The following is a 23,459-nucleotide window of genomic DNA, read 5'->3' as shown; positions in this document are numbered from 1 at the left end:
CGCACCCGACCACGCACCGCACCACACCACCACACCGAGAGGCACCCCCGTGCACGACGACGAACTCATCGCACGCGCCAAGGCGTGGCTGGCCGAGGACCCCGACGCCGAAACCCGTGAGGAACTCGCCGAGCTCATCGACGCCCACGACCTCCCCGAACTCACCACCCGCTTCGCCGGCACCCTCCAGTTCGGCACCGCGGGCCTCCGTGGCGAACTGGGCGCCGGCCCCATGCGCATGAACCGCTCGGTCGTCATCCGCGCCGCCGCCGGCCTCGCCGCGTATCTCAGGGCCAAGGGCCAGGCGGACGGCCTCGTCGTCATCGGCTACGACGCCCGTCACAAGTCGGCGGACTTCGCCCGGGACACCGCCGCCGTGATGACCGGCGCCGGCCTCAGGGCCGCCGTGCTCCCCCGCCCTCTCCCCACCCCCGTACTGGCCTTCGCCATAAGGCATCTCGGCGCCGTCGCGGGCGTGGAGGTCACCGCCAGCCACAACCCGCCCCGCGACAACGGCTACAAGGTGTACCTGGGCGACGGCTCCCAGATCGTCCCGCCCGCCGACGCCGAGATCGCCGCGGAGATCGAGGCCGTACGCGCGCTGGACGACGTACCGCGCCCCGAATCCGGCTGGGAGACCCTCGACGAGGCGGTCCTGAACGCCTACCTGGCCCGTACGGACGCGGTCCTCACCCCCGGCTCCCCCCGTACGGCCCGTACGGTCTACACCGCGATGCACGGTGTCGGCCGGGAGACCCTTCTCGCGGCTTTCGCCCGGGCCGGTTTCCCCGCCCCCGAGCTGGTCGCCGAACAGGCCGACCCCGACCCGGACTTCCCGACCGTCGCGTTCCCCAACCCGGAGGAGCCCGGCGCGATGGACCTCGCCTTCGCGAAGGCCCGCGAGACGAACCCGGACCTGATCATCGCGAACGACCCGGACGCGGACCGCTGCGCGGCGGCGGTACCGGTGCCGGGCGACGGAACGCACCCGGCCGACTGGCGCATGCTGCGCGGCGACGAGGTCGGCGCGCTCCTCGCCACCCACCTGGTCCGGCACGGGGCGCGGGGCACGTTCGCCGAGTCGATCGTCTCCTCGTCCCTGCTCGGCCGGATCGCCGAGAAGGCGGGACTGCCCTACGAGGAGACCCTCACCGGCTTCAAGTGGATCGCCCGCGTCGAGGGTCTGCGCTACGGCTACGAGGAGGCCCTCGGCTACTGCGTGGATCCCGAGGGCGTTCGCGACAAGGACGGCATCACGGCCGCGCTCGTCATGACGGAACTCGCCTCCGAGCTGAAGGCCGAGGGCCGTACGCTCCTCGACCTGCTCGACGACATCGCGGTCGAGCACGGTCTGCACGCCACGGACCAGCTCTCGGTCCGCGTCGAGGACCTCTCGGTCATCGCGAACGCCATGAGCCGGCTGCGCGAGCGGCCCCCGACCCATCTCGCGGGCCTGGCGATCACGAGGGCCGAGGACCTCACCAAGGGCACGGAGACGCTCCCGCCCACGGACGGCCTGCGGTACACGCTCGACGGCGCCCGCGTCATCGTCCGCCCGAGCGGTACGGAGCCCAAACTGAAGTGCTACCTGGAGGTCGTCCTCCCGGTGCCCACGCACGCGGATCTCCCGGCGGTCCGGGCGAAGGCCACGGAGCTGCTGGAGACGATCAAGCGGGACCTCTCGGCGGCGGCAGGAATCTGAGCCACACCGACACCCACACCACCACACCCACACCCGATGGGGGGTGCCCCTGACCAGGGGCACCCCCCATCGTGCTGGTACCCGCTCTCGGCGCGCAGCTCAGCCCGTGGGCAGCAACGCGGACACCCACACGGCGGCCCACACCGCCACCAGTACCGCGGCCAGCGGCCAGAGCGGCCGGCCCCGTTCGGCGGCGCCGCTCTCGCCGGTCGGCCGCAGGTCGGCGTCGAGACGCATGGCGGTCAGTTCGGCGGCCAGGGCGTCGTACGGGTGGGTCAGCCCCCGGCGCCGTTGGAGCCGGCCCCAGCGGGGTGCGGAGACCGCCCAGTCGCCGTCCTGCCAGTCGATCTTCAGCTCAAGGGACCGGCGCCGTACGAACCGCAGCTCGTCCCAGGGGACGTGCCGGGGGCCGCGCAGCCCGGTGACCCAGACGCCGGACCGGTCGGCGGTGACGCGCCAGGCGAGCTTCATGGGGACGCGGAACGCCCCGTACAGGCCGAGCAGGGAGATGAGCGCCAGATTCCAGGTCGAGAGGCCGGGCTCGTCGAACAGACCCCAGCCCAGCCATATGCCCCACTGCACGAGGAACGCGGTGGCCAGCCAGTCCAGCCACCCCGCCCGCCATCGCCGCACCTGACCTACGGCCGCCTGCTGCTCGGCCAACTCCCGTCCCTGCAGCTCCAGCTGGAGGCTGTCCGCGGCCTGTTCGCGGTGCCGGGCGACCCGCCTGCGACTCGCGTCCGGCGACAGCGGCCGGACCGGTCCCGCCGACCACTCCGTCAGCGGCGGTTGCTCGGGATCCTCGTCCGCGCTGACGACGAGGATCTCGGCGCCGTCGAAGGGAGCGCCGTAGAGCACGGCCTCCCGGACGGGCCCGAGGGTCTCGTCGTCGAGGCCGAGCAGGGCCATCCGAAGCTCGTCGACACCGTCCTCGTCCTCGCCGCCCCCGTCTCCCTCCCCGTCCTCTTCGTCGTCCTCGTCGAAGGAGGTGAGCTCGACGGTGAACAGGGGCCGCTCGGCGGAGGGATCGTCGGCGGCGTACACCTCCGTACTGCCCTGCGCGTCGTCCCGTACGAGGACACGCAGCACCGGCACCGGAGTCCCGCGCAGCGCGCTCGCCTGTCGTCGGCCGAGCCATCCGGAGGTCAGCGCGGTCGCCCCGAGGCCGGCCAGGAAGACGGTGAAGACCCAGGCGCCCTCCTGGTCCTCGGCCGAGCCCCAGAGACCGGCGGTGCTTCCGGTCAGCACGCCGAGCGCGAGCACGACGGACCCCAGGCCGAACAGCAGTCCCCCACGCCGTACGGGGGCCCCGGCGCCCGGCACGAGCACGGCGACGCCCCCGGCAGCGGCCGTGGCCCGTTCCAGCTGCTCGCCGCGCGCCCGCAGCCGTACGGCCACGACGGCCCACGAGCCCAGCACGACGACCACGCCGAAGCCGGTCAGCGCCCAGGGCATCGAGGAGGCCTCGGCGGCGAGGGCGAGCAGCAACAGAGGGGCGCCGACCCACACGAGTTCGGGCCGGGCGAGCACCCACAGCACGTACACCGCGAACCCGGCGGCGACGAACGGCCACAGGCCGCCGGCCATCGCCACCAGGGCGCCCACGCACAGAACCAGGGTGGCGAGACCGGCCGCGACCGACCGGCGCACCCGGAGGAAGGTCCAGCGCGGCGGCAGCGCGGCCGACCAGTCGGCCGCGCGGGAGGTGGTCCAGTCCTGGCAGCCGTCGGGTATGGAGGCGGCGGGCAGTCGCAGCGACTCGTCGGGGAGGGCCACGCGGCTCAGCCGACCGCGAGCAGAATCGCCAGCAGAACCGCACCGGCGGCAGCGGGCGCCATGATCTCGTACGCCCATTTCACGGTGACCTCGCCCTGTGAGGTGAGCGCCTTCTCGCGGGCCTCCCAGAGCTGGCCCAGGTCGTCCATGTTCTGGTCGTTCTGGGCGCGGGTGGGCCCGGGCGGCACCAGGGACGGCCGTCCGCGGCCGCCGCCCGCCTCGCGGGCCTCGCGCATCCTGGCCCGGTTGGCCCGCTTACGGGCGCGCAGCGAGACAGGGATGGCCCACAGCTGGTACTTGGCGCCGGCCTCGACGAGGACCTCGTTGGAGAAGCCCGAGCGGAACCCGGCGACGGCACCCCAGGGCACCACGACGACCCGGAACGGGTTGCGCACGCGCAGCCGGTGGTCGTTGGCGAGCACGGCCGGCCGCAGGGTGAAGGCGATCACCAGCGGTACGGCGAGCAGGAGCGTGGCGAGCGCCAGCCACGGCGTACGCCCGTGACCGGCGAACAGCGCGTCACCGCCGAGCCAGCCCGCGAGCCCGAGCAGCAGCACTCCGGCCAGGAGGGAGGAGGGTGACCGGTAGACCCGGTCGGGAGACACGGGCGGCGTAGGGCCCTGCGCGGGCGACGGATGGTCCGGGGTCGTCATGCCCCCGATTCTGCCCGACGCCCAGAACACCGTTCACCTTCAGCCCTTCCGGCGATTGAGGACGAGGCCCCTTCAGGGCCGAAAGCGGGGGTCCGGGGGCGCAGCCCCCAGGACGGGACGGGTAGGGGCGGCGGGGGCAAATCGAACCGGCGCCCACCCATTTCCCGGGCTGTACAGCCGCTACGCGCGTAGATATGCTCGGCTTGTGACCATGCCCACCACTGCATCAACCGCACTCCCGCTCAAGGACGTGACCGCGTCCGACAGCACGCTGCGCCGCTACCTTCACGGGCTGCCCGGCGTCGACGCGGTCGGCCTGGAGGCGCGCGCCGCCTCACTCGGCACGCGTTCCATCAAGACCACCGCGAAGGCGTACGCCATCGACCTCGCCATCTCGATGGTCGACCTGACGACGCTGGAAGGCGCGGACACCGCCGGCAAGGTCCGGTCGCTCGGCGCCAAGGCGGTCCGCCCCGACCCGACCGACCGTACGGCGCCCGCCACGGCCGCGGTCTGCGTCTACCCCGACATGGTGGCCGTCGCGAAGGAGGCCGTCGCCGGGTCCACCGTCAAGGTCGCCTCCGTCGCCACCGCCTTCCCCGCCGGCCGCGCCGCCCTCGGCGTGAAGCTGGCCGACGTGCGTGACGCCGTCGCCGCCGGTGCGGACGAGATCGACATGGTCATCGACCGCGGCGCGTTCCTCGCGGGCGACTACCTGAAGGTGTACGAGGAGATCGTCGCCGTGAAGGAGGCCTGCGGGGCGTCCGCCCGGCTCAAGGTCATCTTCGAGACGGGCGAGCTGTCGACGTACGACAACATCCGGCGTGCCTCCTGGCTCGGCATGATCGCCGGGGCGGACTTCATCAAGACGTCCACCGGCAAGGTCGCCGTGAACGCGACGCCCGCGAACACCCTCCTGATGCTGGAGGCCGTACGCGACTTCCGCGCCCAGACGGGCATCCAGGTGGGCGTGAAGCCGGCCGGTGGCATCCGCACCACCAAGGACGCGGTGAAGTTCCTGGTCCTGGTCAACGAGACGGCGGGCGAGGACTGGCTCGACAACCACTGGTTCCGCTTCGGCGCCTCCTCGCTCCTGAACGACCTGCTGATGCAGCGTCAGAAGCTGGCCACCGGCCGCTACTCCGGTCCCGACTACGTGACGGTGGACTGATCACCATGGCTGCTCCCCTGTTTGACTACGCCCCGGCACCCGAGTCCCGCTCGGTGGTCGACATCGCCCCTTCCTACGGCCTGTTCATCGACGGCGAGTTCGTCGAGGCCGCCGACGGCAGGGTCTTCAAGACCGTCTCCCCCTCCACCGAGGAGGTCCTCTCCGAGATCGCCCAGGCGGGCGAGGCGGACGTGGACCGCGCGGTGAAGGCCGCCCGCAAGGCCTTCGAGAAGTGGTCGGCGCTGCCCGGCTCCGAGCGCGCCAAGTACCTCTTCCGCATCGCCCGCATCATCCAGGAGCGCTCCCGCGAGCTGGCCGTCCTGGAAACACTGGACAACGGCAAGCCCATCAAGGAGACGAGGGACGCCGACCTGCCCCTCGTGGCGGCCCACTTCTTCTACTACGCGGGCTGGGCGGACAAGCTCGGCCACGCGGGCTTCGGGACGAACCCGCGCCCTCTCGGTGTCGCCGGCCAGGTCATCCCCTGGAACTTCCCGCTCCTGATGCTGGCGTGGAAGATCGCCCCGGCCCTCGCGACCGGCAACACGGTCGTCCTGAAGCCGGCCGAGACGACCCCCCTCTCCGCGCTGTTCTTCGCGGACATCTGCCGCCAGGCCGGTCTCCCCAAGGGCGTCGTCAACATCCTTCCCGGTTACGGCGACACGGGCGCCGCGCTCGTCGCGCACCCGGACGTCAACAAGGTCGCGTTCACCGGCTCGACGGCCGTCGGCAAGGCGATCGCACGCACCGTCGCCGGCACCCGCAAGAAGGTCACCCTCGAACTGGGCGGCAAGGGCGCCAACATCGTCTTCGACGACGCGCCGATCGACCAGGCCGTCGAGGGCATCGTCACCGGCATCTTCTTCAACCAGGGCCAGGTCTGCTGCGCGGGCTCCCGGCTCCTCGTACAGGAGTCGATCCAGGACGAGTTGCTCGACTCGCTCAAGCGCCGGCTGTCCACGCTGCGCCTCGGCGACCCGCTGGACAAGAACACGGACATCGGCGCGATCAACTCCGCCGAGCAGCTCTCCCGGATCACCTCGCTCGTCGAGGCGGGCGAGGCGGAGGGCGCCGAGCGCTGGTCACCGGCCTGTGAACTCCCGTCCTCCGGCTACTGGTTCGCCCCGACACTGTTCACGAACGTCACCCAGGCGCACACCATCGCCCGCGACGAGATCTTCGGCCCGGTGCTCTCGGTCCTCACCTTCCGCACCCCGGACGAGGCCGTCGCCAAGGCCAACAACACCCAGTACGGCCTGTCGGCGGGCATCTGGACGGAGAAGGGTTCACGGATCCTCGCCGTGGCGAACAAGCTCCGCGCCGGTGTCGTCTGGTCCAACACGTTCAACAAGTTCGACCCCACGTCGCCGTTCGGCGGCTACAAGGAGTCGGGTTTCGGCCGCGAGGGCGGTCGCCACGGCCTGGAGGCGTACCTCGATGTCTGACCCCCGAGTGGACACACGACTGTCCGTCTTCAAGACCTACAAGCTGTACGTGGGCGGGAAGTTCCCGCGTTCCGAGAGCGGTCGGGTGTACGAGGTGAGCGACGCGAAGGGCAACTGGCTGGCGAACGCGCCCCTGTCCTCCCGCAAGGACGCCCGTGACGCGGTCGTCGCCGCGCGCAAGGCGTTCGGCGGCTGGGCCGGGGCCACGGCCTACAACCGGGGCCAGATCCTCTACCGCGTCGCCGAGATGCTGGAGGGCCGCCGGGACCAGTTCGTCCGGGAGGTCGCGGAGGCGGAGGGTCTGTCGAAGCCGAAGGCCACCGCCCAGGTGGACGCGGCGATCGACCGCTGGGTCTGGTACGCGGGCTGGACCGACAAGATCGCCCAGGTGGTGGGCGGCGGAAACCCGGTGGCCGGCCCCTACTTCAACCTCTCCTCCCCCGAGCCGACCGGCGTGGTCGTGGTCCTCGCCCCGCAGGAGTCGTCGTTCCTCGGCCTGGTGTCGGTGCTGGCCCCGGTGATCGCCACCGGCAACACGGCGATCGTGATCGCCAGCGAGAAGTCACCGCTCCCGGCGCTCTCCCTCGGGGAGGTCCTGGCCACCTCGGACGTACCCGGCGGAGTCGTCAACATCCTGTCCGGCCGTACGGCGGAGATCACCCCGTCCCTGGCCGCGCACCAGGACGTCAACGCGATCGACCTGGCGGGCGCGGACGAGATCCTGGCCAAGGAGCTCGAGATCGCGGCGGCCGACAACCTCAAGCGCGTCCTGCGTCCACAGACTGTGGACAACGCACAGTGGTTCGCCACGCCGGGCACGGAACGCATGACGGCCTTCCTGGAGACGAAGACGGTCTGGCACCCGACAGGTTCCCTGGGAGCCGGAGGTTCCTCCTACTAGGCCGGCCGCAGGCCGCCCAGCAGGGGCGCGGGGCCGCATCTTTTCTGCGGCTCCGCCGCGGGGCGCGACCAGCCACGACGCACGCGCACCCGGCAACGGTCAGCAGCTCCCCGCCCCTTGCCCGCACCTCAACCGCCCAGCAGCCCCGCGGCCTGTCCCAGTACCGGGATGCTGCCGATCGACTGCGCCTGCGCGACCGGGCCGGTCAGGGCCTGGGAGGTCAGAGGTTGGAAGTCGGCGAGCTGGGTGCCCACGCCGTTGTCGAGCGGGTCGACGCCCGTGCCGGCGAGGGGGTTGGGCTTGAGGCCCGCGACCGGGCCCGTGACATAGCCGACCGTGCCCGTGAGCGCCGCCAGGCCGTTCTGCGCGTCGATCTGGCCCAGCGAGGTGGTGGGGGTCATGCGAATGACGTCCACCGCGGGGCCGCCCTCGGCGGCGGAGGCCGTCGCGGCGCCCGCCCCCAGGGCCGCGCCGGTGGCCGCGAGGGCGATCAGGGCGCGCTGGGCGGTCTGGGCCGTCTGGGCCGTCTGGTTCCGGGTGGACGTGTGTCGTGCCATGACTGGTGGCCGCCTTCTGATGCATTGGGTAATCAGGTCGACACGTAGGGTAGTTGAGATGTGACGCACCTTCCAAAGCTGACCCGCGGGGTCGGCAGGGAGGCACCCGATGCCTCACACTGGTGTCTCGTGACCTCCCACCCGCCCATACCCACGCGAGTCGTGCTGCTCTGCGGCCCTTCCGGCTCCGGCAAGTCCCTCCTCGCGGCCCGTTCCGGCCTCCCGGTCCTGCGGCTCGACGACTTCTACAAGGAGGGCGTCGACCCGACGCTGCCGCAGGTTCTGGGAAGCACGGACATCGACTGGGACCACCCGGAGTCGTGGGACGCGGACACGGCGGTCACCGCGATCACAGAGCTGTGCCGCACGGGCCGTACGAAGGTTCCCGTGTACGACATCTCGCGCAGCGCCCGCACGGGCGAGGAGCTCGTCGAGATCGGCCGGACCCCGTTGTTCATCGCGGAGGGCATCTTCGCCGCCGAGATCGTCGCGCGCTGCCGGGAGGAGGGCGTCCTGGCGGACGCGCTCTGTCTGAGCCGGGGGCCGGCTCGGACGTTCCGGCGACGGTTCCTGCGGGATCTGCGCGAGGGCCGCAAGTCGGTGCCGTTCCTGCTGCGCCGCGGCTGGCGGCTGATGCGCGCCGAGCGTTCCATCGTGGCCCGCCAGTCGGCACTGGGCGCCCACGCGTGCGACCGGGACGAGGCGATGGGCAGACTGGCCGACGCGGCGGCGGGCCGACGCGTCCAGTCGGGCACGGCGGCCTGAACCCCGCGCCGCCCCCGTACACCTGCACGCGGGCCCGCACCGCCCGCACACACGAAGAGCGGGACTGGATGGACCCCCCGGCCCTCCAGCCCCGCTCTCTTTGTGCTTCCCCCTTGTGGTGCCACCCCCGAGGCCCCCCGGCCCCGGTGGTTCCCCCCCTTGGTGGTGCTCCCCCGTGCTCCCCCGTACTTTCCCCCGTTCACCGCTCCCCCGTTGAGCGGTCTTTCCCCCACACCCTCAGGCCACAAGCTCCCCGAAGGATTCCTCCTCGTCACGGCCGAAGCTGAGGACCTCGTCCTCACGCATCCGGCGGAGCGACCGCCAGATGCTGGACTTCACCGTGCCGACACTGATGTCGAGGATCTCCGCGATCTCCGGGTCCGTGCGGCCCTCGTAGTAACGAAGGACCAGCATCGTCCGCTGGAGTTCGGGCAGCCGGGCGAGCGCCTGCCACAGGACCGCGCGCAGCTCCGTGCCGCGCATCGCGTCCGTGTCGCCGGCCGTCTCCGGCAGTTCCTCGGTCGGGTACTCGTTCAGCTTGCGGCGACGCCACGCGCTGATGTGCAGATTCGTCATCGTGCGGCGCAGGTAGCCCCCGACCGCCGCCTTGTCGCTGATCCGGTCCCAGGCCCGGTACGTCGAGAACAGGGCGCTCTGGAGCAGGTCCTCGGCCTCGAAGCGGTCACCGGTGAGGTGGTAGGCGGTTGCGTACAGGGAGGCGCGGCGCTCCTGGACGTAGGCGGTGAACTCCGCCTCCGACAGCGAGCTGCGCTCCCCCGTGGACTCCCTGTACGCGGCCCCCGTAACCCCCGTGGTCCCGCTGGTGCTTCCCCCTGTGTGCGCGTCAACCACCGACATGTACGTGGTGTGCTGACGCCCGGTGCCGCGAACGCACCCCCGCCCGTTCACGGCACCGGACTTCTCGGTGGTCCGGGTGACGTCGTGCAGACGCGTGATCACTGCGTTCGCGCTTGTGCTGTGCAGCGTGCTCATCTCGCGCCCCCCGTCGTGGACTTCCCGTCTTCGGCCCGGTCCGATGTGCTCCCTTGCCTGTGCCGAGAACTCTGCCCAAGCGACTTCATGACGGTGTCCGCCGACTGTCACAGGCGTGCAACAGGGGCACTTCTCAGGAACAGCGCGGCGAACAACACAGGAAGGTCACAGAGTGGCCCGGTAAAGGGCCGCCGACACCCCGAAATCGCCCGACAGGCCCCTGACAGTCGCAGCCCTGCCCGGCCATGGGCCAGAATGCATCCGTGCCTTCCCTGTTGCTGATCGAGGACGACGACGCCATCCGTACGGCCCTGGAGCTGTCTTTGACGCGCCAGGGACATCGGGTTGCCACCGCTGCCACCGGTGAGGACGGTCTGAAGCTGTTGCGTGAGCAGCGGCCGGATCTGATCGTCCTTGACGTGATGCTGCCCGGTATCGACGGGTTCGAGGTGTGCCGGCGCATCCGGCGCACGGACCAGTTGCCGATCATCCTGCTCACCGCGCGCAGCGACGACATCGACGTGGTCGTCGGGCTGGAGTCCGGCGCCGACGACTATGTCGTCAAACCCGTGCAGGGCCGGGTGCTCGACGCCCGCATCCGGGCCGTGCTGCGGCGCGGGGAGCGGGAGTCCAACGACTCGGCGACCTACGGTTCGCTGGTCATCGACCGCTCGGCGATGACGGTGACGAAGAACGGCGAGGACCTGCAGCTGACGCCCACCGAGCTGCGGCTGCTCCTGGAGCTGAGCCGGCGGCCCGGTCAGGCGCTGTCCCGGCAGCAGTTGCTGCGTCTGGTGTGGGAGCACGACTACCTGGGCGACTCACGGCTGGTGGACGCGTGTGTCCAGCGGTTGCGCGCCAAGGTCGAGGACGTGCCGTCGTCGCCGACGCTGATCCGAACCGTCCGCGGGGTCGGCTACCGGCTGGACTCGCCTCAGTGACGAAGCCGCAGGACAAGCTCCGTGGCTGGGCCGCGGCGCGCAGGGCGATACTTTCCGGGCTGCGCTTCACCAGTCTGCGGCTGCGGCTGGTCGTGGTCTTCGGTCTGGTCGCGCTGACGGCGGCCGTGTCGGCGTCCGGGATCGCGTACTGGCTCAACCGCCAGGCCGTGCTCACGCGTACGCAGGACGCGGTGCTGCGCGGCTTCCAGCAGGAGATGCAGAACCGCGCCGGTGTGCTCCCGGTCAGTCCCACGCAGGACGAACTCCAGCACACGGCCGGCCAGATGGCCGCCAGCAGTCAGCGGTTCAGTGTGCTGCTGGTCGCCGAGGACGGGAGCGGTCGGACGGTCGTCGGCAACTCCGGGGCGCTGGACACGTTCTCGCTGGCCGACGTGCCCAAGTCGCTCCGTACGGCGGTCGACAGACAGCAGTCGATCACCGCGAACAACAAGTCCCCGTACCACCTGTACTGGCAGCGGATCATCGACGGCGACAAGCCCTACCTGGTCGCGGGCACGAAGGTGATCGGCGGCGGTCCGGCCGGCTACATGCTGAAGTCGCTGGAGCCCGAGGAGAAGGACCTCAACTCGCTCGCCTGGTCGCTGGGCATCGCCACCGGCCTCGCGCTGATCGGCTCGGCGCTGCTCGCGCAGGCCGCCGCCACGACCGTACTGAAGCCGGTGCAGCGGCTCGGTGTCGCGGCCCGGCGGCTCGGCGAGGGGAAGCTGGACACCCGGTTGCGGGTGTCGGGCACGGACGAACTGGCCGACCTCGCCCGGACGTTCAACCACACGGCGGAGGCGCTGGAGACACGGGTGGCCGACATGAGCGCCCGCGACGAGGCCTCGCGGCGGTTCGTGGCGGACATGTCCCACGAGTTGCGTACACCGCTCACCGCGATCACCGCCGTGACGGAGATCCTGGAAGAGGAGCTCGACGCGGAGACCGGCAGCATCGACCCGATGATCGAACCGGCGGTGAAGCTGGTGGTCAGCGAGACCCGGCGGCTCAACTCGCTGGTGGAGAACCTGATGGAGGTCACCCGCTTCGACGCGGGCACCGCCCGGCTGGTCCTGGACAACGTGGACATCGCCGACCAGATCACGGCCTGCATCGACGCCCGCGCCTGGCTGGACGCCGTCGAACTGGACGCCGAGCGCGGCATCATGTCCCTGCTCGACCCGCGCCGCCTGGACGTCATCCTGGCCAACCTCATCGGCAACGCCCTCAAGCACGGCGGCTCGCCGGTACGGGTGTCGGTGCGCGTGTCCGACAACGACGCCGGTGTTGGCGCCGACCTGCTGATCGAGGTGCAGGACCACGGTCCGGGCATCCCCGAGGACGTCCTGCCGCACGTCTTCGACCGCTTCTACAAGGCGAGCGCGTCCCGCCCCCGGTCCGAGGGCAGCGGCCTGGGCCTGTCCATCGCCCTGGAGAACGCCCACATCCACGGCGGCGAGATCACCGCCGCGAACTCCCCGAAGGGCGGCGCGGTGTTCACCCTGCGGCTGCCCAGGGACCCGTCGGCCCTGACGGAGACCCCGGCCGAGCCGACCGGCGCGAACGTCGACGGGGAGAGCGCGTGACGAACGTACGGAGACTACGGAACGTGCGGCCGGCGCGGGCCTCGAAGGACGTACCCGGCGTCCACGGCACACACGGTGCGCCCAGCGCACACAGCGCGCCTGACACACGTGGCGCCCCGCGCGCGCGTGGCGTGCGGCCCTGGCTGGGCGTGCCGCTGCTCGCGGTGCTGCTCGCCGGCTGTGGGATCCGTGCCACGGAGGTCCCGACGGACTTCGGTCCGGCGCCCTCCCGCGTCCCCTGCTCCCTCTCCGACGTCTCCGGTCCCTCCGCGTCGGGCGACGCTCCGCAGGCGTCCGCGGGCGTTCCGGTCCAGGTGTTCCTGCTGTGCGCCTCCCAGCTGGTGACGGTCGACCGCGCGGTGCGCGTTCCGGACGGTACGGGGGAGGCGGAGCGGCGCGTCCTGGTGGCCCAGGGGTTGCTGGACGAGCTGGCCAGGACACCGCGGGCGAGCGAGACCGTGGCCGGTTACACGACGGACGTGCGCGGCGGGATGAGCGTGAGCGGCCCGGGCCCGCGGGACCCCGAGGACACCCTGCGTCTGAGCACGCCTCCGGCGGACCTCGCGTCGTACGCCCTCGCCCAGATCGTCTGTACGTTCTCCGACTCCGCCGCCGCCGAGGGGGACGGCTCCGTCGTCCTGGGCGGCCCGGCCGCCGGCCCGCCGCGCCGGTACGCGTGCACCCCCGAGGTCCGTTCCCGGCCCGGGGCGCAGGTGCCGCCGTCCTCGGGGGTGGACAGCGGCTGAGCGGCCCGCACGAGCCCGGCCGACACGCCGGGAAGGGGCGGTCGGGCTCCTGTGTGGCACATGCCTCACTCGCCTGTACGGGGGCAACCCGGAACCGATCGTGCCGATGGCCGCGTCTTGGGGAGCGTGCAGCGTCATGGCTCGGGCGGCGAAAGTGCCGCGAATCGCATCCGTGCGGCGGGAGGTGTCCTCCTCGTCGCCCATCTCGCGCTCGTCGCCTGGATCACGCTGCGTCCGCTCGACATCCCGTGGCAACTGCCACCCAACCTGCAGCCCTTCGCGAGCATAAGAGCCGATCTGACCCTCGGCCCACTGGAGGCCGCCCGGCGCATCGCGCAGGGGCTCGCACTGCTGGCTCCGCTGGGGGTCCTGCTGCCGATGGCGGGCGGACGGCTCGATGTCTCACCGCTCGCCTCGCTCGTCCGTACGGTCATGGCGGGTGCCATGATCTCGCTCGGCATCGAGCTGTTGCAGACCGGCGTGCCCGGTCAGGTCGTGGACGTCGACTCGCTGCTCCTGAACACCGTGGGCGTGGGCCTCGCGCATGTCGCCGTGGTGCCCGCGGCGCGGTCCTGGCTCCGCCGCAGGAGCGACCGCAGGCGCCGGGCGGCCATCCGTACGGAGGACGCGACTCAGGGTAGGACCCCGACGATTCCCAGGGTCGGGATCGCCCCGTAGAGCGATGCTTCGCCCGTTGTGCGTCCGTAACGTCGAGTACAGATGAGGCGGCCGGAGAAGCCGGTCGCAGCACCGTACTCACGAGGAGACGCCATGACCGCCCTTGCCCGCCCCACCAACGGCCGCATGATCGGCGGAGTGTGTGCCGCGCTGGCACGGCGCTTCGGCATCTCCACGACGACGATGCGCGTGATCTTCGTGCTCTCCTGTCTGCTGCCCGGCCCGCAGTTCGTGCTCTACATAGCCCTGTGGGTCCTGCTGCCCTCCGAGCAGCACGCGGCGAAGGCCGGCGCCGCCTGGTAACCGGTCCCGGACGGCCCGTCCGCATGCCGATGGGGCGCACCCCCTGATGAAGGGGTGCGCCCCATCGGCGCGTGCGCGAGGTGGGTCAGCCGAGCGGAATGCCGTTCACCGGGAGGCCGTGGGTGGGCAGGCCCTGCAGCGGGAGGCCGCCGAGCAGGCCGGAGACCGGCGCCGTCGGGCCCTCGGAGAGCAGCTTCGTGACGGCGGGCTGCGCAGCGGCGACGCCCGCGCCGAGCGCGCTCTGCCCCTGGGCCACGGCCTCGGTGGCACCCGGCAGCGCCTTCGACGCGCTCTCCACGGGCAGCGTCTGGGTCACGGAGCCCAGCGCGGCGGAGTCCGGGAGGGCGGGGAGAGCCGGGGCGGCGTTGGCGGCACCCGCACCCGCCGCGGCGAAGGCGGCACCGAGAGCGGCGACACCGAGGGTCTCGGCAGCAGACTGCTTCATAGTGAATGCGTCCTTGAATGCGAGACGGGGATGTGAGCGGTCCAAGACCGTAAACACGGGAAGCCGCCTGCCGCAAACATCGAAAAGCGGCCGAGTCGCACCGACCCGACCGCCTTCCGGACTCCTGGATCAGTCCTGCTTCTCGACAGAACCGCTGGTGGAGGCGGTCTGCCGGAACAGCCATTCGGATTTCAGCTCGGCATATCCGGGCTTGATGACGTCACTGATCATCGCCAGTCGTTCATCGAAAGGAATGAATGCTGACTTCATAGCATTGACAGAGAACCATTGCATGTCATCGAGCGAATAACCGAACACCTCGACAAGGTGCTCGAATTCCCTGCTCATCGAGGTGCCCGACATCAGCCGGTTGTCGGTGTTCACCGTCGCACGGAAGTGCAGCTTGCGCAGCAGCCCGATGGGGTGATCGGCGTAGGAGGCGGCGGCGCCGGTCTGGAGGTTGGAGCTGGGGCACAGCTCCAGGGGGATGCGCTTGTCCCGTACATAGGAGGCCAGGCGGCCGAGTTTCACCGAGCCGTCGTCCTGGACCTGGATGTCGTCGATGATGCGCACGCCGTGACCGAGCCGGTCGGCGCCGCACCACTGGAGGGCCTGCCAGATGGAGGGGAGTCCGAAGGCCTCACCGGCGTGGATGGTGAAGTGGTTGTTCTCACGCTTGAGGTACTCGAAGGCGTCGAGGTGCCGGGTGGGCGGGAAGCCGGCCTCGGCGCCGGCGATGTCGAAGCCGACGACACCCAGATCGCGGTAGCGGTTCGCCAGTTCGGCGATCTCCAGGGAACGGGCGGCGTGCCGCATCGCGGTGAGCAGGGCGCCGATCCGGATGCGGTGACCGTTCTCCCGGGCACGCCGCTCGCCTTCCCGGAAGCCCTGGTTGACGGCCTCGACGACCTCTTCGAGGGTGAGCCCGGCCTGCAGGTGCTGCTCGGGCGCGTACCGCACCTCGGCGTAGACGACACCGTCCTCGGCGAGGTCCTCGGCGCACTCGGCGGCGACCCTGACGAGGGCGTCGCGGGTCTGCATGACGGCGCAGGTGTGGGCGAAGGTCTCCAAGTACCGTTCCAGCGAGCCGGAGTCGGCGGCGTCACGGAACCAGGCGCCGAGCTTGTCGGGGTCGGTCTGCGGGAGTTGGGTGTACCCCGCGTCACGCGCGAGGTCGACGATCGTGCCGGGACGCAGGCCGCCGTCGAGATGGTCGTGCAGCAGGACCTTGGGGGCGCGACGAATCTGGTCCGGGGTGGGACCGGGGCTCGGGGTGCTCGCCGCGGAGGCGCTCTGGCTCGTCATTTCCGCACTCTAACTCCTACGCGCGTAGAACGCGTGTCCTCTTTTCTCTTTCTTTTTCCCTTTCCTCGCCTGTACGTTTCCGCCGATACGTAACGGTGACCGTGAGGACAGGTCGCGTACCCCGGTGCTTCTGACACTGTTCTGTCATGGCACACCAAGTGACGCCGGTACGTCAGGCCCGGCTCGGGAGAGCAATGGGCCCGGAGCCGACGTCGGTCAGCGGCGCGGTCCTGCTGCTGCCCGGCGGTGACGAGGTATCGACCCGCAGGCCTTCGCCCCTTCTGGCGGCCGCCTCCGTAAGGGCGTTGGGCCGTCGGCTCGCCCGCGCGGGCCGCGCCGACGGACTGGCCGTGCACGTCGTCCACTACCGCTACCGCGGCTGGAACGGCAGCGAGGCACAGCTCGCGTTCGACGCGCGATGGGCCGTCGACGAGATCGTACGGCGGTACGGCGACGTCTCCGTGTGCCTCGCCGGCGTCGACATGGGCGGCCGGGCGGCGCTGCGCGTGGCGGACCACGAGGCCGTCAACTCCGTACTGGCGCTGGCGCCTTGGCTGCCCGAGGAGGATGTGGCGGCACCGCCGGAACCGGTACGGCAGCTGACGGGTCGGCGGGTGCTGATCGTGCACGGCACGAACGACGCACGGACCGATCCCGAACTGTCGTTCCGGTTCGCGGCGCGCGCGAAGAAGGCGAACCGGGACATCTGCCGGTTCGAAGTGCACGCGGACGGCCACGGGTTGCGTCAGTACCGGCAGGAAGTGCACGCGCTGGCCGAGGACTTCGTGATGGGGGTGCTGTTCGGGCGGGCGTTCTCCCGGCCCGTGCAGGACGCGTTGATGGCTCCGCCGCCGCTGGGGTTGAGGATGCCGTTGGCTGCGGGGTTCGGTCGGTCCTTGCGGCGGTAGGTTCGGGGCGGATCGGTTGTGTTCGGGGTGCGGGTCCGTGTGGGCCGGTCGCGCAGTTCCCCGCGCCCCTCAAAGCAGGGCCGTCGCCGTCATGTAGGCAGCAGGTTGCCCCTTCTCGACAGCAGGAAACGCTTGAAAGCTGCCACCGGCGGGGTGTCCGGGTGGCCGTCGAGCCAAGCGACGCCAATCTCCCGCGCCGCTCGTGGTGAGGTGACCGTCAGCTCCGCGACTCCCGGGCGGGGGACCGCCGGAGGCGGCAGAAGCGCCACCCCGAGCCCCGCCGCGACCAGCCCTCTCAGGGTCTCCGCCTCCTCTCCCTCGAAGGCGATACGGGGGCGGAAGCCGGCCTGCCGGCAGAGGTCGTCGGTGATGCGGCGGAGGCCGTAGCCGGGTTCGAGGGTGACGAAGGTTTCGTCGGCCGCTTCCGCGAGGCGAACGCGTCTGCGGGTGGCGAGGCGGTGGTCGGCGGGGACCACGAGACGGAGTTTCTGTTCGTCGAGGCGGCGCGCGACCAGGTCGGGGGCGTCGGGGACGGGCGAGGTCAGACAGAGGTCCAGTTCGCCGGAGCGCAGCCGCTCGATCATGGCCTCGCCGTAGTTCTGTACGAGGGTGAAGCGGACGCGGGGATGGTCGGCGCGGAAGGCGTGCAGCAGGCCGGGCACCGTCTCGGCGCCCATGGTGTGCAGGAAGCCGAAGGCGACCTTGCCGGTGGCGGGATCGGCGTCGGCGCGTACCTCGTCGGCGGCCCGCCCGATCTCGGCGAGGGCCCGCTCGACGGAGGCGAGGAACGTACGCCCCGCGGGGGTGAGGGAAACGGTGCGTCCCCGTCGGGCGAACAGGTCGACGCCCAGATCCTGTTCGAGGCGGACCATCGCCCGGGAGAGCGTCGACTGCGGCACCTGCATCTCCTGGGCGGCGCGGGTGACGTGCTCCGTGCGGGCGACTCCGGCGAAGTAGGACAGGCGCGGGGCGAGAGCCGCGACGATGTCTTCTGTGTCACCGGACGGTGACAGGCGAGCTTCTGACCTCTGCTGATGCACCATGGGAACGATTATGGGGTTTCCGTGCATTGGACGGATGAACGGGGGCGTACGTAACTTCGAGGCATGCCTGCTGCCAGTACCGGGGCGTCCACGATCGTGGCCGCCGCCCCTCCGTCGCTCCCCCCGCTCCCCGCCGCCGACCTCCGGATGGCCCCGGGCGGGCCCGGCTACCGGCGGATGAGCTTCGCGCTCTTCCTCGCCGGCGTCGCGACCTTCGCCCTCCTCTACTCAACCCAGGCACTGCTGCCGTTGATCTCCGGTGAGTTCGGGGTACCGGCGAGCGACGCGAGCTGGACGGTGTCGGCGGCGACCGGTGCGCTGGCCCTGTTCGTCCTCCCGATGAGCGCGCTGTCGGAACGGTTCGGCCGTCGTACGGTGATGACGGCGTCGCTGGCCGTGGCCGTGACGGTCGGGATGCTGGTGCCCTTCGCCCCGTCGCTGGGCACGCTGATCGCGCTGCGGGCGGTGCAGGGCGCGGCCCTGGCGGGGCTGCCGGCGTCGGCGACGGCGTATCTGGCCGAGGAGGTCCGGCCCAAGGCGCTGATCACCGCGATCGGCCTGTTCGTGGCCGGCAACAGCGTGGGCGGGATGAGCGGCCGGGTCATCACGGGCTGGGTCGCGCAGGAGTGGGGCTGGCGGGCCGCGGTCGCCGTGATCGGTGTCGTGGCGGTGGGCTGCGCGGTGGCCTTCCGGCTGCTGCTCCCCGCGCCGCGTCACTTCCGGACGGGCTCACTGCGGCCCCGGGTCCTGGCACGCACGGTACGTACACATCTGGCGAACCCCTTGCTGCGGCGGCTGTACGCGATCGGCGCCCTGTTCATGACGGTGTTCGGCGGGGTCTACACGGTGATCGGGTACCGCCTGACGGAGGCCCCGTTCAGCCTGCCCCAGGGTGTGGTCGGCTCGATCTTCCTGGTGTACCTGGTGGGTACGGTGTCGGCGTCGACGGCGGGCAGGCTGGTGGCCCGCCTGGGTCGCCGGGGCGCGCTGTACCTGGCCGGCGGTACGACCACGACCGGCCTGCTGTTGTCGCTGTCGGACACCCTGGCGCTGGTTCTGCTGGGCCTGGTGCTGATCACGGCGGGGTTCTTCGCGGGCCACGCGGTGGCGTCGTCGGCGGTGAGCCACACGGCGAAGGTGGGGCGGGCGCAGGCGTCGGCGCTGTACCAGTCGGTGTACTACATCGGCTCCAGCGCCGGCAGTACGTTGGGTGCGGTGGCGTTCCACGCGGGCGGCTGGTCGGGAACCGTGGGGATGGGACTGCTGGCGGTGCTCGGCGTGGTCGCGGTGACGGTGATGGGATCCCGGGCGGCGCGGGTGCCTGCGGCGGCTTGACCGGCGTTCCCCAGTCGAGGCCGGGACAGCCCAGGCCTTGTTTCCCACCCACCCGCCCGTTTGCTGCATGTATCCAGCCCAGGCCCGCCCCTCCAGCCCGTCCGGCGTTTGAGGCCGGGACAGCCCAGGCCTTGTTTCCCACCCACCCGTTTGCTGCATCTAACCAGCCCAGGCCCGCCCCTCCAGCCCGTCCGGCGATTGAGGCCGGGACAGCCCAGGCCTTGTTTCCCACCCACCCGTTTGCTGCATCTAACCAGCCCAGGCCCGCCCCTCCAGCCCGTCCGGCGATTGAGGACGAGGCCCCTTCAGGGCCGAAAGGGGGGTCTGGGGGCGCAGCCCCCAGGGATGGGACGGGTAGGGGCGGCGGGGGCGAAAAACCCACTCCCCGGGCCATTGTCAGTGGCCTGCGCTAGCTTCGTCGTGTTGGGTCGCGGCGAAGCGACGAAGGCAGCCATGGGGCGGGTTGGCGATGAGTGACAGTACGGCTACGGCTACAGACCTCGACGTGAAACTGGAACAGCACCGCGTCGAGCTGACCGGGTACTGCTACCGCATGCTCGGCTCCTCCTTCGAGGCCGAGGACGCCGTCCAGGACACCATGGTCCGTGCCTGGCGGAACTACGAGAAGTTCGAGGGCCGGTCGAGTCTGCGTTCGTGGCTGTACCGGATCGCGACGAACGTCTGTCTGGACATGCTGACCGCCGGCAACAAGCGCGCCCGCCCCATGGACCTCACCGACTCCACCCCCCTCGCCCGGGCCGCCCTGTCCCCGCGCCCCGACAACACCTGGCTGGAACCGATGCCGGACGCCCGCGTGCTTCCCACCGTCGAGGATCCTGCGGAGGCCGCCGTCGCCAAGGAGTCCGTGCGGCTCGCCTTCATGGCGGCGCTCCAGCAACTCCCCGCCAAGCAGCGGGCCGTGCTGATCCTCCGCGAGGTGCTGGCCTGGAAGGCGAGCGAGGTCGCCGAACTCCTCGAGACGTCGGTCGCGTCCGTCAACAGCGCCCTCCAGCGGGCCAGGGCGACACTCGCCGAGCGGGACCGGGACGGCAGCGGCGTCGGCGCCCACGCCGGCGTCTCCGACCCGCTCAGCGAGGAGCAGCAGAAACTGCTGGAGCGCTACGTCGCCGCGTTCGAGGGGTACGACATGACGGCGCTCACCGCGCTGCTGCACGAGGACGCCGTCATGACGATGCCGCCGTTCGACCTGTGGCTGACCGGGCCGGAGGACATCACCGGCTTCATGACGACACTCGGCGCCGCCTGCGCGGGCTCGCACCTCGTGCCGGTCGCCGTCAACGGACTGCCGGGCTTCGCCCAGTACAAGCCGGACGAGGAGACGGGCGGCTACTCCCCCTGGGCGGTCCAGGTGCTGGAGATCTCAGAGGGCCGGATCACCGGGTTCCACTGCTTCCTCGACACCAAGCGCTGGTTCCCGCTGTTCGACCTCCCCCTCTCGCTCCCCCGCGACCCCGGCCTCGACGTCGAAGCCGATACCGACCAGGTGCAGGAAGGCGAGTAGGGCGGGCGCCGGGTCCCGGAGGCGTATCCGGCCTCCGGCCCGGCGGGCGGTCAGCTGGAGCCGGGCCAGCAGCTCGACGGCACCCAGCCCCGGCGGTCCCAGCCCGGCCACGTCACAGACGACGACCGGGTCACGACCGCCGCCGCAGCCGGTCCCCAACAGCGCGCGCACGTCCTCGCACAGCCCGGGCACCTCCTCGCGGGTGACGGGGCCGGCCAGCACGAGTACAGCGGGTGTCTTGGCGTCCACGAACGGTAGACCGGGCGGCTGCCCGTAACTCATCGCCGACCCGGGTGAGCCCACCCGCTGAGATCGCTTTGACGTGTACCCCTCCTCCCCCGGAGGGTTGCGTGTATGCCACACGAACCGTCCCCGCCCGCGACACCCCACGGCCTCTCTTCCTCCCGGCTCACCAAGGAGGCTCCGTGCAGGGGGTACTGACGGGGTTCGCGGTGATCGCCGTGGTCATCGGCGTCGGCTATGTGATCGGGCTGCGCGGCTACCTCGGGGACAACGGACGCGAGGTTCTGACCAAGCTCGCCTTCCACGTCGCCAGCCCGGCCCTGCTGTTCACCATGCTCGCCCGGGCCGACCTGTCGGTGATCTTCTCCAGCCGGCTCCTGATCACCGCGCTGAGCACGATCGCGGCGGCCGGTGTCTTCGTCACGGTGGGCGTCGTACGCCGCTGGGGTGCCGGCCCCACGACGATCGGCGCGCTCTGTTCCAGTTACGTCAACTCGGGAAACCTCGGTATCCCCATCGCCGTGTACGTGCTGGGCGACGCCTCGCTGGTCGCGCCGGTTCTGCTGTTCCAGCTGATCATGGTCACGCCGATCGCGCTGACCGTGCTCGATCTGACGAGCACCGCCGAGAAGGGGCCGCTGTGGCGGCAGTTGATCACGCCGTTGCGCAACCCCATAGCCGTCGGCTCGCTCGCCGGGGTGCTGGTGTCGGCGACGGGGCTCACCGTGCCCGCACCCGTCATGGACCCGCTGACCCTGATCGGCGGCATGTCCGTGCCCGCGGTGCTGCTGGCGTTCGGTATCTCGCTGTGCGGCAGCACCCTGCCCCTGCGCGGTTCGGAGCGGGCTCCCGTACTGCTGTCGGTCGCCCTGAAGTCGGTGGGCCAGCCGGTGGCCGCCTGGGCACTGGCCGCGGGTGTCTTCGGCCTGCACGGCGCGCCCCTGCTCGACGTGGTGGTCACCTCGGCGCTGCCCGCCGCCCAGAACCTCTTCACGTACGCCGGCCGCTACGGCGTGGCGGAGCGGCTGGCCCGCGAGTCGATCCTGCTGTCGACCATCCTCGCCGTACCCGTGCTGGTGGTCGTCGCGACCCTGCTGGGCTGAGCGGTGGGGCCGGGAGGGGACGCCCGTCCCCGTCCCGGCCCCACCGGCACCGGCTTACGCGATCCGCTCCAGCACCACCGGCGCCGCCGTGAAGGCCGTGCCCGTCGCGCCGATGTCGTAGGACCCCTCGACCGCCTGGAGCGCGTACTCGAAGCGCTCCGGGGTGTCCGTGTGGAGGGTCAGCAGGGGCTGGCCGGCCGTGACCGTGTCGCCCGGCTTGGCGTGGAGCTCGACGCCCGCGCCCGCCTGCACCGGGTCCTCCTTGCGCGCACGCCCCGCGCCGAGCCGCCAGGCGGCGACGCCGACGCCGTACGCGTCCAGGCGGGTCAGGACGCCCGAGGACGGGGCCTTGATGACGTGCTGTTCCCTCGACGTGGGCAGCGGGGCGTCCGGGTCGCCGCCCTGGGCCGCGATCATCCGGCGCCACACGTCCATCGCGGAGCCGTCCGCCAGCGCCTTCGCCGGGTCCGCGTCCTTCACGCCGGCCGCGTCGAGCATCTCGCGGGCCAGGGCGAGCGTCAGCTCGACCACGTCGGCGGGGCCGCCGCCCGCGAGGACCTCTACCGACTCCCGTACCTCCAGCGCGTTGCCGGCCGTCAGGCCGAGCGGGGTCGACATGTCGGTCAGCAGCGCGACCGTCCGCACCCCGTGGTCCGTGCCCAGGCCCACCATCGTGGACGCCAGTTCCCGCGCGTCCTCGATGGTCTTCATGAAGGCGCCGGTGCCGACCTTCACGTCCAGGACCAGGGAGCCCGTGCCCTCCGCGATCTTCTTCGACATGATCGAGGAGGCGATCAGCGGGATCGCCTCGACCGTGCCGGTGACGTCGCGCAGCGCGTACAGCTTCTTGTCGGCGGGGGCCAGGCCGTCACCGGCCGCGCAGATCACCGCGCCGGTGGTGTCCAGGACGTGCAGCATCTCCTCGTTGGAGAGCAGCGCCCGCCAGCCGGGGATCGACTCCAGCTTGTCCAGGGTGCCGCCCGTGTGGCCGAGGCCGCGGCCCGAGAGCTGCGGTACGGCGGCGCCGCAGGCCGCGACCAGGGGGGCCAGCGGGAGGGTGATCTTGTCGCCGACGCCGCCCGTGGAGTGCTTGTCGGCCGTCGGACGGGACAGGGCGTCGAAGTTCATGCGCTCGCCGGACGCGATCATCGCCGCCGTCCAGCGGGCGATCTCGCGGCGGTTCATACCGTTCAGCAGGATCGCCATGGCGAGCGCGGACATCTGCTCGTCGGCGACCGCGCCGCGCGTGTACGCGTCGATGACCCAGTCGATCTGCTCGTCACTGAGTTCGCCGCGGTCCCGCTTGGTGCGGATGACGGAGATGACATCCATCGACAG

22 protein-coding genes and 1 pseudogene are annotated in these 23,459 nt (G+C 71.3%); 14 read left to right on the top strand and 9 right to left on the bottom strand.

The window, feature by feature from the left end; genetic code table 11:
• Positions 1 to 49 precede the first annotated feature (49 nt).
• Positions 50 to 1,702 carry a phospho-sugar mutase gene (locus PV734_RS31385; protein WP_319092350.1) on the top strand — a complete coding sequence of 551 codons (1,653 nt, stop codon included), beginning with the start codon at positions 50 to 52 and terminating at the stop codon, positions 1,700 to 1,702.
• A 99-nt stretch (positions 1,703 to 1,801) separates the two neighbouring features.
• Here PV734_RS31385 and PV734_RS31380 read toward each other — a convergent pair whose 3' ends face one another.
• Both PV734_RS31380 and PV734_RS31375 read right to left on the bottom strand, forming a co-directional pair.
• Positions 1,802 to 3,478, bottom strand: a complete 1,677-nt coding sequence (locus tag PV734_RS31380) for a hypothetical protein (RefSeq protein ID WP_319293024.1) — start codon at positions 3,476 to 3,478, stop codon at positions 1,802 to 1,804.
• Between the two features lie 5 nt (positions 3,479 to 3,483).
• A complete protein-coding gene (locus PV734_RS31375; RefSeq protein ID WP_319092352.1) occupies positions 3,484 to 4,131 on the bottom strand; it encodes a PH domain-containing protein in 648 nt (215 codons plus the stop codon).
• A 211-nt stretch (positions 4,132 to 4,342) separates the two neighbouring features.
• Between PV734_RS31375 and deoC the strand changes: the two genes are divergently transcribed.
• Genes deoC through PV734_RS31360 form a run of 3 tightly spaced genes read left to right on the top strand, consistent with a single transcriptional unit; the run spans position 4,343 to position 7,648 of the window.
• On the top strand, positions 4,343 to 5,302 hold the full coding sequence (gene deoC / locus PV734_RS31370; protein ID WP_319092353.1) for a deoxyribose-phosphate aldolase: 960 nt from the start codon (positions 4,343 to 4,345) through the stop codon (positions 5,300 to 5,302).
• Positions 5,303 to 5,307: 5 nt separating this feature from the next.
• Positions 5,308 to 6,747: an aldehyde dehydrogenase family protein gene (locus PV734_RS31365; RefSeq protein WP_319092354.1), complete on the top strand. Its 1,440-nt coding sequence runs from the start codon at positions 5,308 to 5,310 to the stop codon at positions 6,745 to 6,747.
• The gene (locus PV734_RS31360) at positions 6,740 to 7,648 is read left to right on the top strand and encodes an aldehyde dehydrogenase family protein (protein ID WP_319092355.1); all 909 of its coding nucleotides are present in this window, start codon (positions 6,740 to 6,742) and stop codon (positions 7,646 to 7,648) included. Before PV734_RS31365 ends, PV734_RS31360 begins: the two co-directional genes overlap by 8 nt.
• 128 nt (positions 7,649 to 7,776) lie before the next feature.
• Here the strand turns inward: PV734_RS31360 and PV734_RS31355 are convergent, their stop codons facing one another.
• A complete protein-coding gene (locus tag PV734_RS31355) occupies positions 7,777 to 8,205 on the bottom strand; it encodes a hypothetical protein (protein WP_319092356.1) in 429 nt (142 codons plus the stop codon).
• Between the two features lie 60 nt (positions 8,206 to 8,265).
• On the opposite strand from PV734_RS31355, the gene PV734_RS31350 reads away from it, so the two are divergent.
• Complete coding sequence (locus PV734_RS31350) at positions 8,266 to 8,970, top strand: uridine kinase (RefSeq protein ID WP_319092357.1); 705 nt, start codon at positions 8,266 to 8,268, stop codon at positions 8,968 to 8,970.
• A gap of 237 nt (positions 8,971 to 9,207) precedes the next feature.
• Here PV734_RS31350 and PV734_RS31345 read toward each other — a convergent pair whose 3' ends face one another.
• Complete coding sequence (locus PV734_RS31345; protein ID WP_319092358.1) at positions 9,208 to 9,963, bottom strand: SigE family RNA polymerase sigma factor; 756 nt, start codon at positions 9,961 to 9,963, stop codon at positions 9,208 to 9,210.
• 263 nt (positions 9,964 to 10,226) lie between these two features.
• Here PV734_RS31345 and afsQ1 point away from each other — a divergent pair, with 263 nt between their 5' ends.
• From afsQ1 to PV734_RS31320, 5 genes are all read left to right on the top strand, one after another.
• Positions 10,227 to 10,904 (top strand): two-component system response regulator AfsQ1, encoded by a 678-nt coding sequence (gene afsQ1 / locus PV734_RS31340; RefSeq protein WP_006383553.1) that lies wholly within the window; start codon positions 10,227 to 10,229, stop codon positions 10,902 to 10,904.
• Positions 10,901 to 12,490, top strand: coding sequence for a HAMP domain-containing sensor histidine kinase (locus PV734_RS31335; RefSeq protein WP_319092359.1), 1,590 nt, complete (start codon positions 10,901 to 10,903; stop codon positions 12,488 to 12,490). The genes afsQ1 and PV734_RS31335 overlap by 4 nt, the downstream gene beginning before the upstream one ends.
• A 131-nt stretch (positions 12,491 to 12,621) precedes the next feature.
• Positions 12,622 to 13,236 (top strand): hypothetical protein, encoded by a 615-nt coding sequence (locus PV734_RS31330; protein ID WP_319092603.1) that lies wholly within the window; start codon positions 12,622 to 12,624, stop codon positions 13,234 to 13,236.
• Positions 13,237 to 13,362: 126 nt separating this feature from the next.
• Complete coding sequence (locus PV734_RS31325; protein ID WP_319092360.1) at positions 13,363 to 13,914, top strand: VanZ family protein; 552 nt, start codon at positions 13,363 to 13,365, stop codon at positions 13,912 to 13,914.
• Between the two features lie 93 nt (positions 13,915 to 14,007).
• The gene (locus PV734_RS31320; protein WP_006383556.1) at positions 14,008 to 14,217 is read left to right on the top strand and encodes a PspC domain-containing protein; all 210 of its coding nucleotides are present in this window, start codon (positions 14,008 to 14,010) and stop codon (positions 14,215 to 14,217) included.
• Between the two features lie 85 nt (positions 14,218 to 14,302).
• Here the strand turns inward: PV734_RS31320 and PV734_RS31315 are convergent, their stop codons facing one another.
• Together PV734_RS31315 and PV734_RS31310 are read right to left on the bottom strand one after the other, a co-directional pair.
• The gene (locus PV734_RS31315) at positions 14,303 to 14,662 is read right to left on the bottom strand and encodes an ATP-binding protein (protein WP_319293022.1); all 360 of its coding nucleotides are present in this window, start codon (positions 14,660 to 14,662) and stop codon (positions 14,303 to 14,305) included.
• Positions 14,663 to 14,791: 129 nt separating this feature from the next.
• The gene (locus PV734_RS31310) at positions 14,792 to 15,967 is read right to left on the bottom strand and encodes an adenosine deaminase (protein WP_319092362.1); all 1,176 of its coding nucleotides are present in this window, start codon (positions 15,965 to 15,967) and stop codon (positions 14,792 to 14,794) included.
• Positions 15,968 to 16,113: 146 nt separating this feature from the next.
• Here PV734_RS31310 and PV734_RS31305 point away from each other — a divergent pair, with 146 nt between their 5' ends.
• Positions 16,114 to 16,875 carry an alpha/beta hydrolase gene (locus tag PV734_RS31305; protein WP_319092363.1) on the top strand — a complete coding sequence of 254 codons (762 nt, stop codon included), beginning with the start codon at positions 16,114 to 16,116 and terminating at the stop codon, positions 16,873 to 16,875.
• Between the two features lie 89 nt (positions 16,876 to 16,964).
• On the opposite strand, the gene PV734_RS31300 is transcribed toward PV734_RS31305, so the two are convergent.
• Positions 16,965 to 17,918 (bottom strand): LysR family transcriptional regulator, encoded by a 954-nt coding sequence (locus PV734_RS31300; RefSeq protein WP_319092364.1) that lies wholly within the window; start codon positions 17,916 to 17,918, stop codon positions 16,965 to 16,967.
• A gap of 63 nt (positions 17,919 to 17,981) precedes the next feature.
• On the opposite strand from PV734_RS31300, the gene PV734_RS31295 reads away from it, so the two are divergent.
• Complete coding sequence (locus tag PV734_RS31295) at positions 17,982 to 19,253, top strand: MFS transporter (RefSeq protein ID WP_319092365.1); 1,272 nt, start codon at positions 17,982 to 17,984, stop codon at positions 19,251 to 19,253.
• Positions 19,254 to 19,722: 469 nt separating this feature from the next.
• Positions 19,723 to 20,775, top strand: a complete 1,053-nt coding sequence (locus PV734_RS31290; RefSeq protein ID WP_319092366.1) for a sigma-70 family RNA polymerase sigma factor — start codon at positions 19,723 to 19,725, stop codon at positions 20,773 to 20,775.
• Positions 20,776 to 20,805: 30 nt separating this feature from the next.
• Here PV734_RS31290 and PV734_RS31285 read toward each other — a convergent pair.
• Positions 20,806 to 21,057, bottom strand: a pseudogene (locus tag PV734_RS31285) (hypothetical protein); the annotation flags it as partial.
• 143 nt (positions 21,058 to 21,200) lie between these two features.
• On the opposite strand from PV734_RS31285, the gene PV734_RS31280 reads away from it, so the two are divergent.
• On the top strand, positions 21,201 to 22,121 hold the full coding sequence (locus PV734_RS31280; RefSeq protein WP_319092367.1) for an AEC family transporter: 921 nt from the start codon (positions 21,201 to 21,203) through the stop codon (positions 22,119 to 22,121).
• Positions 22,122 to 22,175: 54 nt separating this feature from the next.
• Here the strand turns inward: PV734_RS31280 and PV734_RS31275 are convergent, their stop codons facing one another.
• On the bottom strand, positions 22,176 to 23,459 hold the full coding sequence (locus tag PV734_RS31275; protein WP_319293217.1) for a thymidine phosphorylase: 1,284 nt from the start codon (positions 23,457 to 23,459) through the stop codon (positions 22,176 to 22,178).

Origin of the sequence: Streptomyces sp. AK08-02 (assembly GCF_033795085.1) — a bacterium.
Classification (GTDB): domain Bacteria; phylum Actinomycetota; class Actinomycetes; order Streptomycetales; family Streptomycetaceae; genus Streptomyces; species Streptomyces echiniscabiei.
This window is presented reverse-complemented; position numbering and strand designations above follow the sequence as displayed.

Coding starts and splice junctions, on each gene's coding strand:
- PV734_RS31300 (WP_319092364.1), bottom strand. CDS start 17,918: ATGGTGCATCAGCAGAGGTCAGAAGCTCGCCTGTCACCGTCCGGTGAC.
- PV734_RS31375 (WP_319092352.1), bottom strand. CDS start 4,131: ATGACGACCCCGGACCATCCGTCGCCCGCGCAGGGCCCTACGCCGCCC.
- deoC (WP_319092353.1), top strand. CDS start 4,343: ATGCCCACCACTGCATCAACCGCACTCCCGCTCAAGGACGTGACCGCG.
- PV734_RS31310 (WP_319092362.1), bottom strand. CDS start 15,967: ATGACGAGCCAGAGCGCCTCCGCGGCGAGCACCCCGAGCCCCGGTCCC.
- PV734_RS31355 (WP_319092356.1), bottom strand. CDS start 8,205: ATGGCACGACACACGTCCACCCGGAACCAGACGGCCCAGACGGCCCAG.
- PV734_RS31315 (WP_319293022.1), bottom strand. CDS start 14,662: ATGAAGCAGTCTGCTGCCGAGACCCTCGGTGTCGCCGCTCTCGGTGCC.
- PV734_RS31295 (WP_319092365.1), top strand. CDS start 17,982: ATGCCTGCTGCCAGTACCGGGGCGTCCACGATCGTGGCCGCCGCCCCT.
- PV734_RS31320 (WP_006383556.1), top strand. CDS start 14,008: ATGACCGCCCTTGCCCGCCCCACCAACGGCCGCATGATCGGCGGAGTG.
- PV734_RS31360 (WP_319092355.1), top strand. CDS start 6,740: ATGTCTGACCCCCGAGTGGACACACGACTGTCCGTCTTCAAGACCTAC.
- PV734_RS31365 (WP_319092354.1), top strand. CDS start 5,308: ATGGCTGCTCCCCTGTTTGACTACGCCCCGGCACCCGAGTCCCGCTCG.
- PV734_RS31290 (WP_319092366.1), top strand. CDS start 19,723: ATGAGTGACAGTACGGCTACGGCTACAGACCTCGACGTGAAACTGGAA.
- PV734_RS31345 (WP_319092358.1), bottom strand. CDS start 9,963: ATGAGCACGCTGCACAGCACAAGCGCGAACGCAGTGATCACGCGTCTG.
- PV734_RS31305 (WP_319092363.1), top strand. CDS start 16,114: ATGGCACACCAAGTGACGCCGGTACGTCAGGCCCGGCTCGGGAGAGCA.